Here is a 16,490-nt window from a genome sequence, read left to right as displayed (position 1 = left end):
AGGAAAACACCCCGTTGGCGTAGGCATACGTCAGCACCTTCACCATCATCGCCGGATCAAACGGCTGTCGGCGCCTGCCATCGCCTTCATAGCGGGCATGAAACGCCGTGAGATCCAAGGCGTCCACCGCATCGGAGACGAAGTAGGCCAAATGCTGCTCCGGAAGCCACTCCTTGAGCGACGCGGGCAACAGTAACTGCTGATCGGGATTGTAGGGGCGGTAGGTCGTCGGCATAGCCAATTCTAACGCTGCAGGTTTCTACCGCCCAGGCTCCTAGCGCCCTCCTACCACCACTTCTCGAACACCAGCCGTTCCCTGGGGATACCCATGCCGGCGAGCAGCTCTGTCATGTCCTCGATGAAGTCGCGGCTGCCGCAGTAGTAGTAGAGGGCATCCTTCGGCAGGTTCATGGCAGAGAGCAGGTCATGACTGATGCGCCCGGTGTGACCGCGCCAGTCCTCGGCGTCCCGTGTCACGGTGATCACGCAGCGGATGTTGGGCGCAAGCCCCATGCGCTCCAGTTCGTCCCGGAACAGGATCTCCGCGCTCTCGGTGACGCTGTAGACCAGGGTTGCCTGCACCTGGGGCATGGATTCATGGATGGAACGCAGGATGCCGATGAGCGGCGTGACCCCGATCCCGGCGCCCAGCAACACCACCTTGTCCGCCATATGGGGTTCGAAATAAAAACCGCCCTGTCCCTGCGGTGACAGGTACACCGTGTCCCCCACCCGGGCGCTCTCGTGCAGGTAGCGGGTCACGCCGTGGTGATCCGCCGCCTTCACGGCCAGCTGGATGCGCCCTCGCAGGGAAGGCGTGGAGACCAGGGAATAGCCGCCGACGGCCCACTCACCCTCTACCTGCGCCACCAGGTCGATCCACTGGCCGGGCCGGTAGCTGAAGCGCTCGCCCACCTCCAGCAGCAGCGACTTGATGTGCGGGGTCTCCTGCCGGATCTCGACGATGGTGGCGGGGAGCATCCCCTCGGGGGCGGTGGCGATGTGGTTCATGTTGGGCGTGACGCGGGCTATCGGTGTGTGGCCCAAGGGTAACAGGGAATCGGGTCGGAAGTGAGAAGGGGGAATTGAAGTAAGAAGTGGGAATTGGGAAGTAGGAAGTGAAAGACCTTACTTCCCAATTCCCACTTCCTACTTTTGTTTGGCCTGCTCCCACAGCCCGTCCAGCTCCTGAAGGTCCGCGTCCTCGAGGCGCCGGCCCTGGGCGGCCAGGGCCTGCTCCATGAAGCGGAAGCGGTGCTCGAACCTGGCATTGGTGCCACGCAGGGCGGCCTCGGGGTCCACGCCCAGGTGGCGGGCCAGGTTGGCAACGGAGAACAGCAGGTCACCCACCTCGTCCCTGAGCCGGGCCTCGGGGGCTTCGGCCTCGATCTCGGCGCGGATCTCCTCGAACTCCTCCAGCACCTTGTCCAGCACCGGACCTGGGCCGTCCCAGTCGAAACCCACCCGGGCGGCACGCTTCTGCAGCTTCACCGCGCGGGTGAGCGCGGGCAGCGCCAGGGCCACGCCGTCCAGAGGCCCGCGACCCTCGCCGGCCTCGACCCGCTCGCGGGCCTTCTCCGCCTCCCAGGCGGCGTGATGTTCGGCCTCGGTGTCATAGCGGACATCGGCAAACACGTGGGGATGGCGGCGCACCAGTTTCTCGGCCAGGGTCCGCGCCACGTCCTGGATGTCGAAGCGCCCCTCCTCCTCGGCGATGCGGGCGTAGAAGACCACCTGCAGCAACAGGTCCCCCAGCTCCCCGCGCACGGCCTCGAAGTCCCTTCTCGAAATGGCATCGGCCACCTCGTAGGCCTCTTCCAGTGTGTGGGGGACGATGGTCTCCCAAGTCTGCCTCAGGTCCCAGGGACAGCCTGCCTCGGGATCCCGCAGGCGGGCCATGATGGCCAGCACCCGCTCAAGGGGATCCTCCGGCAGGTCTTGACTGGACATGGATCAGAATCTGAAGCGCACGCCGAAATGGACGTGCTTGTCCACCTTGTAGCTGCTGTCCCGGTCCAGATCCAGGGTCAGCTCACGATAGCCCAGGAAGCCGGACACGCCCGGGGTGACCTCCAGTTCGTAACGCACGCCCACGTCCAGCAGCTGGTCGGCGTCGCTGAAGCTGGTCACGGAGGGAGCGAAGTGGATGTCCGCCGCGATCGCCATGGGCATGTTGGCGGGAATGGTGTAACGCACCCCGCCACCCAGGGCGAGGGCCTGGAAGTTCTGGTCCGGGCGGTCGGTGCTGCCCACGTAGATCCTGCCGCCCAGGCCGAAGGTGAGGGGCATGTCGCCTGCCGGGGTGCCGGCGGCATGCAGGCCGAAGCTGCCCATGTAGTCCTTGTCGTCGCTGTAGAACAGGCCGAAGGACATCTCCGCCCCCGCCAGGCCGATACCGGATGCATCACCCGTGAAGGTCAGCTGGGCGGTCTTGTTGCTCAGGTAGGCCTCGATGCCACCGGCCTGGGCCGTGGCGCCAGCGCCGGCCAGCAGGGCGGCGGCGAGCAGTCTTGCCATACGCATGGTGTCTCTCCTCTGGATTTGGGCTTGTAGGTGCCGGACCGGTCGATCCGGTCAGTGGCCGCAAGCTTACCACGTCATATGGGGCTTTTTAGGTCTCGAGAACACAATTTGTGGGGTGTCCAGGCCATATCCCGAGAATCCTCCGGACAATAGTTGACATCTAAACTAGGATATTTATATTAGTACTCACTGATGTGCTTATCAGTCCATTCAATCTGAACAAGGAGAGACATCATGAGCAGCCTGATCCCCAACTTCCCCCACGACGGCGTGGTCACCGTGAATCGCGTGATCCTCAAGGACGGCTTTACCGTGGACGACCTGCAGGAGCGGGTGGCCGTGCTGTGCGAGAACGTGAAGACCTACCACTCCGACACCGGTTTCGTGGGCGGCTTCGTGTGCCTCAACAGCGGTGATGTCTCCAACGAGGGCTCCACCGTGGGCCAGGCCGTTGAAAGTCCGCTGAAGGGCAAGGAAGCGCTGATCGTCACCTTCTGGCGCAGCATGGAAGAGCACGAGGCCTCCCATCGCAGCGAGACCTTCCAGCCCCTGTTCCAGGACGTGCTGGCCCTGTGCGAGAACGGCAACGAGGAGATCGCCTACGACATGCTGTGGGCCGGCAAGGGCTACTCCGAGGAGGAGGCCAAGGCCGCCCGGGAAGCCAAGGCCCGTCACGCGGCCTGATGCGCGTCGGGGCCGGGACGTCCCTAACGCCCAAGCAAAAAGCCCCGGCGCATTCGCGCCGGGGCTTTTGCTTGGGGTCTGGATCAGGACACGAGGAAACCTGAGTGGTCGGGCCGCTGTGGTACAGTGGCGTGATCCGAGATCCCATCGACCGTACCGTTCATGTCCCGACGCCTTCGCATCCTGCTCAGTCTGCTGATCGCCTGGTCGCTGATCCTGGCCCCCGTGGGCGGCGCGTGGTCCATGGCATCGAGCATGGATTCCACGGCTGGCACGGCGCACTGCGCTGACCACCCGGCACAGGCGCCGAACGGACAACTCTCCGACGGACAGGTCACCACCGATCACGCCTGCGATCACTGCGGCTCCTGCGGACATTGCCTGTCCGCCAGCCTGTGGCGCCTGCTGAACGACCCGCACCCGGGCCGCTTCGTCATCGCCTCCATACTGTCTCAATCCACGATCGAACATCTCCCGCCGGGCAGCCTCAGGCCACCCGACATCGCCTGATGCATCTCGCCTTTGTCCGGCCAGGGCGGTCGCGCACTGCCCGCCGGATCGGTTTGACTACCCAGCACAGGAATGATGTCGATGAAGATTCACACCACCGTACTGCTCAGCGCGTTGCTCGGCCTGCTCGTTGCCTGCGGCGAATCGCCCGAGAACACTCCACCGGCGACGAGCACCGAGCCGACACGCACCACCTCACCGGCCGAGACCGTCACCCCACGCGCCGACTTCCGAATCCCCCCCGAGGGATTCCAGACCGACGCACGTCGGGGCCGGGAACTGTTCCAGGCCAACTGCATGCAGTGCCACGGCGCCGAGGCCCGGGGCACGGACCAGGGCCCACCCCTGATCCATCGCATCTACGAGCCCTCCCACCACTCCGACCTCGCCTTCTATATCGCCATGGCGCGGGGCGTGCACCAGCATCACTGGAACTTCGGCGACATGCCGCCCATCCCCGCCGTGGACGGCGAGGACGCCGCGCACATCATCGCCTGGATCCGCCAGGAACAGCGGGCGGTGGGGATTTATTGATAGGGTTAGGGGTTAGGGGTTAGGGGTTAGGGGTTAGGGGTTAGGGGTTAGGGGTTAGGGGTTAGGCGTTTTTCTCCCACTCCCTCAGGGAGAGGGTCGGGGTGAGGGTGGTTTTACACCTCACGCAGCCCCCTGCCCCGCAGCCACAGCGCCGCCAGCAGCACGATCAGCACGAAGGGCATCATGGCCAGGTTGAGCATTGCCCAGCCCACCTGGTGAATGAGCACGCCGAACAGGAGGCTGGCGGCGCAGAACATCCAGAAGGAACCGATGCCGATGGACCAGACGCTGAGCAGGCCGCCCAGGCCACCGAGGGTCGTGCCGGTCAGGAAACCCGTCCGGCGACCCACCCGCTGCATGTACAGGGAGGCCGGCAGGGTGGTGAGCAGGGTGCCGAGCATCATGGCGGAAACCGGCAGGGTCGCCAGCGCCGGATCGGGGCTCAGGTGCAGACCCACCAGGCCACTCAGGGTCATGACCGTGATGGCCGTGATGCTGTAGAAGGCCTGGCTGGTGGCCAGCACGCCGATATTGAGCCGCTCCCGAGTTACCGTCTCCATCCTGATCCCCTCCCCCGGATAAGCCGCCGGCCGCCTTGGTGAAATATGCGGGCTAGCGGATGCCACCCCGGGCATACAAGTGACCCGGCCCGGGCCAGTATCCCCATTTTTCCTGAGGCATATCCCAAAGTGGCTGTTTCCCCATCCCCGCCGTACTACTAGCCTCAGGAATCATGATGGAAACGGAAGCCAACGCCCTGCCCGTCTCGCCCCCCTCGTCGCCGTCCTATCCCGGTGGCGCCAAACCCCCATCCAGCGGCACGCTGGTCCTGCATCGCGGGGCCGACGGACAGCTGCAGCTGGAGCCCCGGGATGCATCCGACCAAGGCGTGCTGGGCCTGCGCCCGGTGGAACACCTGGCCGTGGCCCTGGGCGGCTGCCTGTCGGAATTCGCCGGCCGCTTCCTGGAACGCCGCAAGCTCCCCCCCACCCTGCGCATCGAGATGCACTGGGGCGTGAGCGTGCAGCAGTGCTGCATCGACGCCCTGCGGGTACGCCTGCACGTGGATACGCAACTGGACGAGATGGGTCGCCAGACCCTCTACCGCATGCTCGACCAGTGCCCGGTGCACAAGGCCCTGCATGGGAATGTGGAGGTGACGCTGGAAGTGGTTGAAAAGTGAGAAGGGTGAATTGGGAAGTAGGAAGCAGGATTTTCACTTCGCACTTCCCAATTCACACCTCTCACTTCAAAGAGATCCACCCCGCCAGCGCCAGCAGCGTCACCAACAGCACCGGCGGGGTGATCAGCAGCCCGATGCGCATGTACTGACCCCAGGTGATGGTGATCCCCTTGCGGGCCAGCACGTGCAGCCAGAGCAGCGTGGCGAGGCTTCCTATCGGTGTGATCTTGGGGCCGAGATCCGAGCCGATCACGTTGGCGTAGATCATCGCCTCCTTCACCAGCCCCGCGGCCCCGGACTCGTCGATGGCGAGCGCCACCACCATCACCGCCGGCAGGTTGTTCATCACCGAGGACAGGAACGCCGCCAGGAAACCGGTGCCCAGCGCCGCCACCGTCACCCCCTGCCCGGCGAACCAGTCCAGCAGCCCCGCCAGTTCCGCGGTCAGCCCCGCATTGCGCAGACCGTAGACCACCAGGTACATGCCCACCGAGAAGATCAGGATCTGCCAGGGGGCATTGCCCAGCACCCGGCGGATGGCGATGACTCGCCCCCGGGCCGCCACGCCCAGCAGCAGGGCCGCACCCAGACCCACCACGAAGGACACCGGCACCCCCATGGGCTCCAGCACCACGAAGCCGGCCAGCAGCAGGCCCAGTACCCACCAGCCGGCACGGAACACCGCCCCGTCCCGGATCACCTCGTGGGGCGCGCGCAGCTGCGAGGGGTCGTAGCGGGCGGGGATGCGGCGGCGGAACAGCAGCACCAGCACGGCCAGCGAGGCCAGCACCGAGACGATATTCACGACCACCATGACCCGGGCGTATTCCAGGAAGCCGATGCCGAAGAAGTCCGCCGAGACGATGTTCACCAGGTTGGAGATCACCAGGGGCAGACTCGCGGTGTCGGCGATGAAGCCCGCCGCGATGACGAAGGCCAGCATGGCCCCGGCGCCGAAGCCCAGGGCGCGCAGGATCTCCAGCACGATGGGCGTGAGCATGAGCGCCGCGCCGTCGTTGGAGAACATGGCCGAGACCGCCGCCCCCAGCAGCACGATGAACACGTACAGACGCAGACCGCTGCCCGCCCCCCAGCGGGTCACGTGCAGCGCCGCCCACTCGAAGAAGCCCGCCTCGTCCAGCAGCAGGGAGATGATGATGATGAACACCAGGGTGAGGGTGGCGTTCCAGACGATGTCCACCACCACCGGCACGTCGGCGAGACCCACCACGCCGGTGGCGAGCGCCACCAGGGCGCCGGCCACGGCACTCCAGCCGATGCCAAGCCCCCGGGGCTGCCAGATGACCAGCACGATGGTGACGACAAAGATGGCCAGCGCGGTCAGCAGCATGTTCGGACACCGCGCAGTTCGGACCGGGGCATGGACTCAGTCGGTCTTCTTGAGGGGATTGCAGCAGTCGGGATGGGCGTGCAGACAGCGCAGCAGGTCCATGCGCGAGATCATGCCCACCAGACGACCTTTCTCCAGCACCGGCAGGGACTTCACCCCGTGGGCAATGAGCAGGCGCGCCGCCACCACCATGTCATCCTCCGGCGCCACGCACACGGTGTCGCGGCTCATGACCTGGGCGGCGGTCGCGCCCTCGGCGGGGTCCGGGGCATCCCGATGGGCCGCGCTGAACACGGAACGGTAGAAGGATTCGCGCCACAGGGAGGATTGCGGTTCCAGGCGCTCGTCGGCCAGGCGATGAATCAGGTCACCGCTGGTCACCATGCCGAGCAGCGCGCCCGAGGCATCCACCACCGGCACGCCATTCACGCCCTGGCTCACCAGCAGGGCGATCACCTGCGCGACCGGGGTGTCCGGTGCCACGGTGATCGGCTCGGGGGTCATCAGGTCACGGACATTCATCGGGGGAGGTGACGCTCGCAGAGACTCAGATGAAGAGGCTGGCGCGGATCCGCGGACCTGTCAAACGCCGCAGGAGGCCCGACCCCGGGCCGAACTCGCCGAGGCTTGGGCGGTTCGGCCCGGGGTCGGGCCTCCTACACGGGGTCGATGGCTTGTGATTCGGGCCTACCCTTCATCCTTCGGCCGCTGAGCGGCCTCGGGCGGGCTCGCCAACGTATGGGTCTCGTCGTCGTAGCGGCCCTTGAGTTCGTCCTTGAGGGTGTGCTCCCACAGGGGCACGCCCACGAAGTAGCCGGCACGACCGATGACATGGGCAGCCACCGGCGCGGTGAGCATCACGAAGATGATGACCGCCAGGGCGCGCACCAGCACGTTGACCTCGGCGAAGAAGATCGCCACGCCCGCGAGCATCAGGCCCGCGCCCAGCACGCCGGCCTTGGTGGTGGCGTGCATGCGGGTGAGCAGGTCGGGCATGCGCCAGACGCCCAGGGCGGCGATCAGCATGAACGCGGCGCCCACCACCAGCAGGATGCCGGTGAGAATCTCAATCATCATCGCGCTGGCCTCCCTTCTCCAGGTAACGGGCAAAACCCACGGCGGCCAGGAAGGCGGTGAGCGCCAGCACCATGGCCACGTCCAGGAACGCGGTCTTGCCGCTGGTGATCACGTACACGGCGATGTAGCCGATGGTCAGCGAGGCGATCAGCTCCAGGGCCACCACCCGGTCCGGCAGGGTTGGACCCTTGACCAGGCGGATGAAGCCGAACAGCAGGGCCAGGCTGAGCAGCAGGTAGGACAGGATGGCGGCGATCTGCAGCATGGCTCCTCCGTTCAACGCAGCAGTTCCAGCACCCGGGACTCCAGGTACTTGATGCTGTCATGGACCTGCCGCTCGTCATCCAGGTACATCACGTGGATGTAGAGCACCTTCTTGTCGCTGGAGACGTCCAGGCTCAGGGTGCCCGGCGTCAGGGAGATCAGGTTGGCCACGATGGTGATCTCACCGTCGGTGCGCGCCTCGAGCGGAAAGGCGATCACCCCCGGGCGCATGTGATGGGTGGGGGTGAGCACGTCGTAGGCCACCTTGAGGTTGGACATGACCAGCTCGGAAATGAAGAAGCCGATGAAACGGATGAAGCGCGGCACCTTGCTCACGTAGTTGGCGAACACCGGCTTGTGGCGCAGGGCAAAGCCCAGGATCACGTAGCCGAGCACGAAACCCACCAGCAGGTTGACGCCGGTAAAACTGCCGGTGAGCGCCACCCAAGCCAGGGCCAGGGCGAAGTTCCAGACCAGGGCGATCACGGCCGCACCCCCTGGGCCGAGCCCAGCACCGCATCGATATAGCGGGACGAATCCAGCATCTCCACCGCGGCCCGCTCGGCCAGCAGGTAGATGGGCTGGCCCCAGAGGCCGATGAACAGGGTCATGAGTCCCAGACCGACGATCGGCAGCACCATGAGCCAGAGGCCACCCTGGTGGGCCGCGGGATCCACCGGGTGCGACACACCTTCCGGCTGGGCCTTCCAGAACACCTCCGCCCAGATCTTGATCATGGAATACAGGGTCAGCAGACCCACCACCAGGGCCACGGCGACGACCCACCAGGCCTCCACTTCCACGCCGGCGCGGATCAGGATGAACTTGGCGAAGAAGCCGGACAGGGGCGGCAGACCGGCCAGGGACAGGGCCGGGATCAGGAACAGCACGCCCAGCCAGGGATGGCTGCGGTACAGCCCGCCCAGGTCCTTGAGTTCATGGGTACCCTTGAGCCGATACACCACGCCGCTGACCAGGAACAGATTGGCCTTCACGATGATGTGGTGCATCAGGTAGAACACGCCGCCGATGATGGCCAGCGGCGTGAACAGGGCCAGGCCCAGGATCATGTAGCCGATCTGGCTGATGATGTGGAAGGACAGGATGCGCCGGAACTCGAACTGTGCAGCCGCGCCGAGCACGCCGGTGAGCATGGTGAGCGCCGCCATCCACAGCAGCAGCGTGTGGGTGTAACCCACGTCGTGGTCGAAGATCAGGCTGAACACCCGGAACAGGGCGTACACACCCACCTTGGTGAGCAGGCCGGCGAACAGGGCCGAGACCGCCACCTGGGGCGTGTGGTAGGAGGCCGGCAGCCAGAAGAAGAAAGGGAAGGCGGAGGCCTTGATGCCGAAGGACACCATGAACAGCATGGCGATCACGGTGATCAGGCCGGTGTCCTCCACGCTGTTCAGCTTCATGGCGATGTCCGCCATGTTCAGGGTGCCGGTCAGCCCGTAGAGCAGGCCGATGCCCGACAGGAACAGGGCCGAGGACAGCAGGTTCAGGGTCACGTACTTGATGGCGCCCTCCATCTGCGCCCGCTCGCCGCCCAGGATCAGCAGGGCGAAGGAGGCCACCAGCATCACCTCGAACCACACGTACATGTTGAAGATGTCGCCGGTGAGGAAGGCACCGTTCACACCCGCCAGCAGCAGGTGCATGAGCGGGTAGTACCCGTAGTGCTCGTGGCGCCGGCTCACCCCGGAGAGGGAATACACGGCGGTGGCCAGGCCGATGATGGCCGTGAGCACCACCATGATGGCACCCAGCATGTCGGAGACCAGCACGATGCCGAAGGGCGCCGGCCAGCTGCCCATGTGCATGACCTGGATGCCCTCGTTCCAGGTGAGCAGCAGCAGTTCCACCGACACCCACATGAGCGCCAGGTTGGCCACCACGCCGATGGAGCGTTGGGCGAAGCGCGACCGCCACAGGGCCAGGGACACCGCACCCGCGATCAACGGGAGCAGTACGGGCAACGCGACCATGGTGCTCATGTGTCGGTGTCCTTCATCTGGTCCATGTCATCGGCGCGCACCACCTCGTAGGCCCGGTGAATGAGCACCACGGCGAAGGCCAGCACACCGAAGCCGATCACGATGGCGGTGAGGATCAGGGCCTGGGCCAGGGGATCGGCCACCGGGCCGTCGGGCACCAGCATACCTTCCGGGATCAGCGGCGGCAGGCCGCGGTCCATGCCCGCAGCGGTGAAGATCAGCAGGTTCGCCGCGTTGGACAGCAGCACCAGGCCGATCACCAGCTTCACGATGGAGCGGCGCAGCATCATGTAGATGGCGGCGGCATAGAGGCCGCCGACGGCGAAAGCCATTAACGTTTCCATGTGGAAACGCTCCTGAAATGGGAAGGGAGAATTGGGAAGTGGGAATGGAAACCCGCTTCACCTACCCTCGCATTGGCCATCATGCCTTGCCTGATTGTTTGGTTGTTTTGATGCATGCAATCAATATGGCGATCAACTCGTCGCATTCGTACATGAGTGCCTCAAGCCCTGGGCCCGCGGACACCTTGGATTCTTTCAACAATTCCAGCCAGTAGAGCGTCTCTTCAAGCTCCTGCAGGGCGAGGCCCAGCTTGCTTCTGAACTCCGCCCGGGAGCGGCTGTGTCGGCATTCCCGATAATGCGCGCCCACCGATGTCGCCGAGCGCAGTACCTGCCTACCGATGATTCGCCCCTCCATTGACCCCGGCAGCTGCCCCACAAATCGAATTACGTTAAGCGCCAGGCGCTTCGTCCTGCCCCGCAAATCATCCATGACCCGGAGCCTCCCTGATCGTTATCTATTCACTTCTCACTTCCCAATTCCCACCTCGCACTTCCATTCCCACTTCCCAATTCACACTTCCCACTTCAAATCAGTCTTCCGCCTCGGCCAGCGACAGCATGATGGTCAGCACCGCACCGATCACCACCAGGTACACCCCGATGTCGAACAGCAGCACGGTGCCCACCTTCAGTTCGCCCAGGGCCGGTACGTCCAGGGTCAGCCACTGGGCGGTGAAGAAGGCCTGGCCCAGGAAGGCGGCGGGCACGGCGGACAGGGACGCCAGCGCCAGGCCCACGCCCATCAGGGTGCGCGGATCCACGTGCAGCACACTGCGGGCGGACTTGATCTCCATGGCGAACAGATGCAGCAGGATGGCCGCCGCGGCCACCAGGCCGCCGATGAAACCGCCGCCCGGCTCGTTGTGGCCGCGCAACAGCAGGAACACGGAGAACAGCATCAGCAGCGGCAGCAGGAAGTGGGCCGCGGTGCGCAGGATCAGGGACTGCATGTTCATTTGCGGCTGTCCTCCGCGCGCAGCTTGATCATGGCGTAGACACCCACGGCGGCCAGTGCCAGCACGAAGATCTCACCCAGGGTGTCCAGGGCGCGGAAGTCCACCAGGATCACGTTGACGATGTTGCGGCCATAGCCCAACGGAACACTCTCCTGCACGAAATAGCTGGAGATGCTGTCGTAGAGACGGGTGTGGGTGGTGCTCAGCATCAGCAGGGTCATCATGCCGCCCACGGACAGGGCGACGATGGCGTCGCGGATACGCACCAGTCGCGAGGACAGGTTCAAAAAGCCCGGCAGGCGGAACAGCACCAGCACCAGCAGCAACACGGTGAGGGTCTCCACCAGCACTTGGGTGATGCCCACGTCCGCCGCGCTGAACAGCACGTAGATCAGCGCCACGGCGAAGCCCACCGCACCCAGGGAGGCCACCGCGCCCAGACGGGAACGGAAGGTGACCGCAACGAACGCGGCGGCCAGCATGATGCCCAGAATGGCCCATTCCTGCAGCTGCACGCCGCTGAAGGACAGTTCCCCGATGGAGATGTCGTAGATCTGCGCCGTGATGCCCACCATCAGCAGGGTCGTGATCAGGATGACCAGCAGGTAGTAGCGCAGGTAACCGTTCTGCAACACCCGGGTCTGCCAGTCGGCACTGGCCACCATGGCGGCCATGATGCGCTCGTACTGGCGTTCCGGCCCGATCTGCCTGGCCAGGGGGTCCAGCCAGGTGAAGGCGGCACGGAAGCGCGCCCACTGGGTGTAAAGCAAAAGACCCAGCACCAGCCCGGCGATGCTGATCATCAGCGGCGCGTTGATGCCATGCCAGAGCGCCAGCTTCGGCGTCAGCGGCGCGCCGTACACGACCGTGGCGGCGGCGGCCAGGATGCCGCCCTCGGCGAGCCACGGCGCCAGGCCGAAGATCAGGCCCAGGGAGGCCAGCACGGCGGGACCGGCGAGCATGGCCGGGGGCGCCTCGTGGGGCGTCTTGGGGGTCTCCACCCGGGGGCCGAACCAGGGCTTGATGCCCACGATGGCGGCCACCAGCACGCCCAGGATGGCGGTGAGCACGGCGAAGGCGGTCAGGATGCCGGCGACCCTCGGGGCCTCGAGCACCGCCTCCAGCATCAGCTCCTTGGCGATGAAACCGAACAGGGGCAGCACACCGCCCAGGGACAGGGCGGCGATGGCGGCGAAGAAGGTGGTCACCGGCAATGCACGACGCAGACCGCCGGTCTGCAGGAAGTCCTTGCAGCCGGCCTCATGGTCCAGGATGCCGGCGATCAGGAACAGCGCGCCCTTGTACAGGGAATGGGCCAGCAGGAAGGTCACGGCGGCGATGATGGCGGTCTCGGTGCCCACGCCGATCAGCATGACCAGGGTGCCGAGGGCCATGACCGTGGAATAGGCCAGCACCTTCTTCACCCCCGTGCTACGCGCCGAGAGGAACACGCCGGTGAGCATGGTGAGCCCGCCGAACAGGGACAGGATCAGCAGCCAGGTCTCGGTGCCGCCCAGACCAGGGTTGAGGCGTGCCAGCAGGTACACGCCCGCCTTCACCATGGTGGCGGAGTGCAGGTAGGCAGACACCGGCGTGGGCGCGGCCATGGCGTTGGGCAGCCAGAAATGGAACGGCACCTGGGCGGACTTGGTGAAGGCCCCGGCCAGGATCAGCAGCAGCATGGGCAGGTACCAGGCATGCTCCTGGAGACCATCGGAGGCCAGGATCTCGGACAGCTCGTAACTGCCACCGACGATGGCCAGCATGATGAAGCCGGTGAGCAGGGCCAGGCCGCCGCCCACGGTCACGAACAGGCCCTGGAGGGCCGACTGGCGGGCGGACTTGTCCTCGTGGTTGTAGCCGATCAGCAGGTAGGAGGTGATGCTGGTCAGTTCCCAGAACACGAACAGGGCGATCAGGTTATCCGCCAGCACCAGGCCCAGCATGGAGGCCATGAAGGACAGGATGAGCACGTAGAAGCGGCCCAGGTCCCGGTGTTTTTCCAGGTAGCGGCCGGCGTAGGCGACGATGAAGAAGCCGATGCCGGAGATCAGCAGGGCGAACAGCAGCGACAGGCCATCCACCAGGAAGGAGAGCTGGATATCGAGCCCCGGCACCCAGGGATAGACCAGGCGCACCGCCGAGCCGTCGGAGACCTCCGGGATGAATCCGAGGAAGTAGACGAACAGGGCGCCGGGCAGCAAGGCCAGCAGCCAGCCGCTGTGGCGGCCGGAGAGGCGGTGCAGCCACGGTGCGATCGCGGCGATCAGGAATCCCGAGAGGACGGCGAACAGCATGGGGGAATGGTGGCTACCGTGTTCTTGTGGGTTATGGGCTGCGCCAGGCTCGGCGGGGCTGGCGCTCGAACCCGCCGAATCCTACCGAAGCGGGACGGGGGTTTCAAATAGAGCGCTAGAGACAAGATACAAGAGACAAGATGCAAGAACCCCATTATTGCGACGATCAGGCGGCGCGGACGGTGTCTTTGAGCGCAGTAGCCTTACTAAGGGTGTGGAAGATGGTGCCTTTCTGGATATTGCGGTGCAGGAGATCGAGCATTTCCTCGTCGGCCTCGTTCCTGACGATGATCTCGTACTCGATGCGGGCAATGGCCGGGGGGCTGTCCTGGCGCCAACCCTTGAGGCGAATGGACAGACCGGAAATTTCCACGCGCAGCAGGGGCAGCGCCCGCTAGGTCGCGCGGATCATGCAGGCGGCTAGTGTCCTGAGTTATCTGTAGGAACGGCGACCCCGCCGCGAACACCTGCGAGCCAAACCCCGTTCGGCCCGGGGTCGGGCCTCCTACAAGAGCGACATCTGTGTACGAGGGCTCAGGGATTGGCTTCCAGGTCCAGGTAGACCCGGTTGATGTTCATCCGGTGCCACTCGTCGTAGTGGGTCAGGTGGCGGAATTCAGGCATCTCGCCGAGGCGCTCCACGGTCTGGTCCAGCTGCTCCCAGTTCTCCAGGCCCTCGCGCACGCCGTCGTGGATGGCCCGCAGGTAGTCGCCGGTCTCGGCCCGGGCCTGGGCCAGATCCGATGCCCGGCCGTGGCCGGGGATGACGTGCTCGGGTTCCAGGGCCTCCAGGGCCGCGAAGGCCTCGAGCCAGCCCCGGATGTCACTCCAGGGGTGAATACCCAGCATGCGTTCCAGATAGACCACGTCACTGGTGAACACGGTCTTCTCGCCGGGCAGCCACACCAGCACATCGCCGGGGAAGTGGGCGTCGCCCGCGTAGATCAGCTCGAAATCCACGCCGCCCAGGGTCACGGCATGACGGTCCGCGTCCACCGGCTCGGGGGCCGGCATGGGGCGGGTGCCCTCCAGGCGCTCCTTCAGGATCCCCTGCAGACGGGCCATGTGCTGATCGGCGAAGCGGGCCTGGGTCTCGGCGGTGCGCTTCAGGGCAATGATCTCGGCGCCCTGATCGGCGAAGTAGCTGTTGCCGAGCCAGCGATGGTCCTGGCTGCCGGAATTGATCACCCAGCGGATGGGCTTGTCGCTCACCATGGCCACGGCCCGGGCCACGCGCTCGGCCACCTGACTGGACGGGCCGCTGTCGATCAGCGCCACACCCTCATCGGTGACCACGAAGGCCAGGTTGTTGTTGAAGGCCTGGTTCTCGTAGGTGCGGCCCTCCAGGGAGCCCTTGAAGTACCAGACCCGCTCGGTGACCTGGATGGGCTTGAGGATCTCGTCCAGCTCATCGGCCTGGACAGTGGTGAGCAGCGCAGCCAGTACGGCCAGCGCGGCAAGGAATCGGACCATGGGAGGCACTCCGGCAGGGAGACATTCGATGTGCCGAATATATCCCCCTCGATCCCGTGCCGTCAAAGCCCGTCATTCGGAACGGGAGAGCCGATCTCTCGCAAAGTCGCCAAGACAAGTCGTCAATACCTGCCAATCTGAACGACCCGCCCTGGCCCTGGCGAGAGATCGATGCAGATCAGGACCAGCCGTCGTTGCGGCGGCGCCAGCGGATGCGGGTCAGGATGATGCCCAGCAGGATGCTGCCCACGGTGACGGCGGCGCCGACCATGAACCACTCCCGCTGCTCGGTCTGTTTCACCTCGGCCAGTTCCCGCTCCAGGGTCTCGGCCCGGGTGCGCGTCTGACTCAGCAGACCGCGCAGGCGCTCGTTGTCCTGGGCCAGCTCCAGGGGCCGGGCGGCGGCCTGGCGCAGATTCTCCATCTCGGTGGCCAGGCGTTCCAGCTCGGCCTGGGTCTGCCGCACCTGGCCCAGGGCCTCGTCACGCTCGCCGCGCAGGGTCTGGATCTGGCCCTGTAGCTCTCCCCGCTGATCGCGCAGGGTCGCGAGCTGACGTTCCGCCTGGGCGAGCCGATCCCGGGCATGGGGCTGGTTGGCGAGGTTGCTGCCTTCCAGCCAGCCCTCGGTGCCCTCCTGGGTGCGGATCAGCACGTAGCCATCCTCGTCCCGCTGCAACACCTCCACCCGGGCGCCGCTGGGCACGAAGCGCATGATGCGGTGCTGAAAGGTCTTGCCGGAACGGATGGCCACGTTGAGGTCGTCGCTGATATAGGCGGTCTCCGCGTGCAGCGCGGCGGAGAACAGGAGCAGGCAGAGCAGCAGCACAACGGACTTCACGCGGAGACCTCCGGCAGGACTAAGGAAAACCGCCACATTCTACGTGCCCCTGCCCGCAGGCTGCCGTGCGAAAGTCACATAACACGGCGCAACGGAACGGTTTTCAGGACTGTTACAATCGGCGCGAATCCATTCCAAAGAGCCCGCGCCATGAGCACAGACGACGACTACCGCCCGCCCCTGGCGGATTATTTCGACAGCCTGGAGGCCCGTTATGGCGAGGGCTTCAACTTCGAGAAGCTGAGCGACGAGGAACTGACGGAACTGGAGCGCCTGGGGCGCGATGCCGTGGAACGGGACCCGAAGGTGAGCGCCGTGGAGAAACAGAACCTGGGCATGCTGCTCAGGCTGGTGAACCTGGTGCGGGAGAAGCGGGCGCGCTGAGGCGCGATTCGGAATTCAAGATTCAAGATTCAAGATTCAAGGGAAGAGAGACCGTTGCCCTCCCTTTGA

General features: G+C 65.4%; 21 protein-coding genes and 2 pseudogenes. 5 read left to right on the top strand and 18 right to left on the bottom strand.

Going from position 1 to position 16,490, the window contains the following annotated elements; translation table 11 throughout:
* The 4 genes and pseudogenes from D580_RS15445 to D580_RS0110635 form a co-directional block, all read right to left on the bottom strand.
* Positions 1-235: pseudogene (locus D580_RS15445) on the bottom strand (IS5/IS1182 family transposase); the annotation flags it as partial.
* 50 nt (positions 236-285) lie between these two features.
* Positions 286-1,011 carry a ferredoxin--NADP reductase gene (locus D580_RS0110645; protein WP_018954374.1) on the bottom strand — a complete coding sequence of 242 codons (726 nt, stop codon included), beginning with the start codon at positions 1,009-1,011 and terminating at the stop codon, positions 286-288.
* A 138-nt stretch (positions 1,012-1,149) separates the two neighbouring features.
* A complete protein-coding gene (mazG, locus tag D580_RS0110640; protein ID WP_018954373.1) occupies positions 1,150-1,950 on the bottom strand; it encodes a nucleoside triphosphate pyrophosphohydrolase in 801 nt (266 codons plus the stop codon).
* Between the two features lie 3 nt (positions 1,951-1,953).
* Complete coding sequence (locus tag D580_RS0110635; protein WP_026289905.1) at positions 1,954-2,523, bottom strand: YfaZ family outer membrane protein; 570 nt, start codon at positions 2,521-2,523, stop codon at positions 1,954-1,956.
* A gap of 234 nt (positions 2,524-2,757) precedes the next feature.
* Here D580_RS0110635 and D580_RS0110630 point away from each other — a divergent pair, with 234 nt between their 5' ends.
* The 3 genes from D580_RS0110630 to D580_RS0110620 all read left to right on the top strand — a co-directional run bounded on the left by D580_RS0110630 (position 2,758) and on the right by D580_RS0110620 (position 4,251).
* Positions 2,758-3,207 carry a hypothetical protein gene (locus D580_RS0110630; RefSeq protein ID WP_018954371.1) on the top strand — a complete coding sequence of 150 codons (450 nt, stop codon included), beginning with the start codon at positions 2,758-2,760 and terminating at the stop codon, positions 3,205-3,207.
* Positions 3,208-3,369: 162 nt separating this feature from the next.
* Positions 3,370-3,717 (top strand): hypothetical protein, encoded by a 348-nt coding sequence (locus D580_RS0110625; protein WP_018954370.1) that lies wholly within the window; start codon positions 3,370-3,372, stop codon positions 3,715-3,717.
* 81 nt (positions 3,718-3,798) lie between these two features.
* Entirely contained in the window at positions 3,799-4,251 is a 453-nt protein-coding gene (locus D580_RS0110620) for a c-type cytochrome (protein WP_018954369.1), read from the top strand.
* A gap of 227 nt (positions 4,252-4,478) precedes the next feature.
* Here D580_RS0110620 and D580_RS0110615 read toward each other — a convergent pair.
* Positions 4,479-4,811: pseudogene (locus D580_RS0110615) on the bottom strand (MFS transporter); the annotation flags it as partial.
* Positions 4,812-4,987: 176 nt separating this feature from the next.
* Here D580_RS0110615 and D580_RS0110610 point away from each other — a divergent pair.
* Complete coding sequence (locus D580_RS0110610) at positions 4,988-5,434, top strand: OsmC family protein (RefSeq protein ID WP_018954367.1); 447 nt, start codon at positions 4,988-4,990, stop codon at positions 5,432-5,434.
* 61 nt (positions 5,435-5,495) lie between these two features.
* On the opposite strand, the gene D580_RS0110605 is transcribed toward D580_RS0110610, so the two are convergent.
* From D580_RS0110605 to D580_RS0110545, 13 genes are all read right to left on the bottom strand, one after another.
* The gene (locus D580_RS0110605) at positions 5,496-6,782 is read right to left on the bottom strand and encodes an arsenic transporter (RefSeq protein WP_196799737.1); all 1,287 of its coding nucleotides are present in this window, start codon (positions 6,780-6,782) and stop codon (positions 5,496-5,498) included.
* 39 nt (positions 6,783-6,821) lie between these two features.
* Positions 6,822-7,307, bottom strand: coding sequence for a CBS domain-containing protein (locus D580_RS0110600; RefSeq protein ID WP_018954365.1), 486 nt, complete (start codon positions 7,305-7,307; stop codon positions 6,822-6,824).
* A gap of 165 nt (positions 7,308-7,472) precedes the next feature.
* On the bottom strand, positions 7,473-7,859 hold the full coding sequence (gene mnhG / locus D580_RS0110595; protein WP_026289903.1) for a monovalent cation/H(+) antiporter subunit G: 387 nt from the start codon (positions 7,857-7,859) through the stop codon (positions 7,473-7,475).
* Positions 7,852-8,127, bottom strand: coding sequence for a monovalent cation/H+ antiporter complex subunit F (locus D580_RS0110590; protein WP_012639075.1), 276 nt, complete (start codon positions 8,125-8,127; stop codon positions 7,852-7,854). The genes mnhG and D580_RS0110590 overlap by 8 nt, the downstream gene beginning before the upstream one ends.
* Positions 8,128-8,138: 11 nt before the next feature.
* Positions 8,139-8,612 (bottom strand): Na+/H+ antiporter subunit E, encoded by a 474-nt coding sequence (locus D580_RS0110585; RefSeq protein ID WP_012639076.1) that lies wholly within the window; start codon positions 8,610-8,612, stop codon positions 8,139-8,141.
* The gene (locus D580_RS0110580) at positions 8,609-10,126 is read right to left on the bottom strand and encodes a Na+/H+ antiporter subunit D (protein ID WP_018954363.1); all 1,518 of its coding nucleotides are present in this window, start codon (positions 10,124-10,126) and stop codon (positions 8,609-8,611) included. The genes D580_RS0110585 and D580_RS0110580 overlap by 4 nt, the downstream gene beginning before the upstream one ends.
* A complete protein-coding gene (locus tag D580_RS0110575; RefSeq protein ID WP_012639078.1) occupies positions 10,123-10,470 on the bottom strand; it encodes a Na+/H+ antiporter subunit C in 348 nt (115 codons plus the stop codon). Before D580_RS0110575 ends, D580_RS0110580 begins: the two co-directional genes overlap by 4 nt.
* A gap of 79 nt (positions 10,471-10,549) precedes the next feature.
* A complete protein-coding gene (locus D580_RS0110570) occupies positions 10,550-10,903 on the bottom strand; it encodes a four helix bundle protein (protein ID WP_018954361.1) in 354 nt (117 codons plus the stop codon).
* Positions 10,904-11,003: 100 nt separating this feature from the next.
* Positions 11,004-11,429 carry a Na+/H+ antiporter subunit B gene (locus D580_RS0110565; RefSeq protein WP_018954360.1) on the bottom strand — a complete coding sequence of 142 codons (426 nt, stop codon included), beginning with the start codon at positions 11,427-11,429 and terminating at the stop codon, positions 11,004-11,006.
* Positions 11,426-13,726 carry a putative monovalent cation/H+ antiporter subunit A gene (locus D580_RS0110560; RefSeq protein WP_018954359.1) on the bottom strand — a complete coding sequence of 767 codons (2,301 nt, stop codon included), beginning with the start codon at positions 13,724-13,726 and terminating at the stop codon, positions 11,426-11,428. Before D580_RS0110560 ends, D580_RS0110565 begins: the two co-directional genes overlap by 4 nt.
* A 166-nt stretch (positions 13,727-13,892) precedes the next feature.
* A complete protein-coding gene (locus D580_RS15440; RefSeq protein WP_018954358.1) occupies positions 13,893-14,099 on the bottom strand; it encodes a hypothetical protein in 207 nt (68 codons plus the stop codon).
* A 161-nt stretch (positions 14,100-14,260) separates the two neighbouring features.
* Complete coding sequence (locus D580_RS0110550; RefSeq protein WP_018954357.1) at positions 14,261-15,199, bottom strand: MBL fold metallo-hydrolase; 939 nt, start codon at positions 15,197-15,199, stop codon at positions 14,261-14,263.
* 178 nt (positions 15,200-15,377) lie between these two features.
* Positions 15,378-16,037, bottom strand: coding sequence for a TIGR04211 family SH3 domain-containing protein (locus D580_RS0110545; RefSeq protein ID WP_026289902.1), 660 nt, complete (start codon positions 16,035-16,037; stop codon positions 15,378-15,380).
* 150 nt (positions 16,038-16,187) lie between these two features.
* Between D580_RS0110545 and D580_RS0110540 the strand changes: the two genes are divergently transcribed.
* Positions 16,188-16,421, top strand: coding sequence for a hypothetical protein (locus tag D580_RS0110540; RefSeq protein WP_018954355.1), 234 nt, complete (start codon positions 16,188-16,190; stop codon positions 16,419-16,421).
* The last annotated feature ends 69 nt before the right edge of the window (positions 16,422-16,490 follow it).

The sequence above is a fragment of the Thioalkalivibrio sulfidiphilus genome, from assembly GCF_000377945.1.
In the GTDB taxonomy this organism is placed as follows: Bacteria; Pseudomonadota; Gammaproteobacteria; order Ectothiorhodospirales; family Ectothiorhodospiraceae; genus Thioalkalivibrio_A; species Thioalkalivibrio_A sulfidiphilus_A.
The sequence above is the reverse complement of the archived record's forward strand: the minus strand, read 5'-3'. Positions and strand labels throughout refer to the sequence as shown.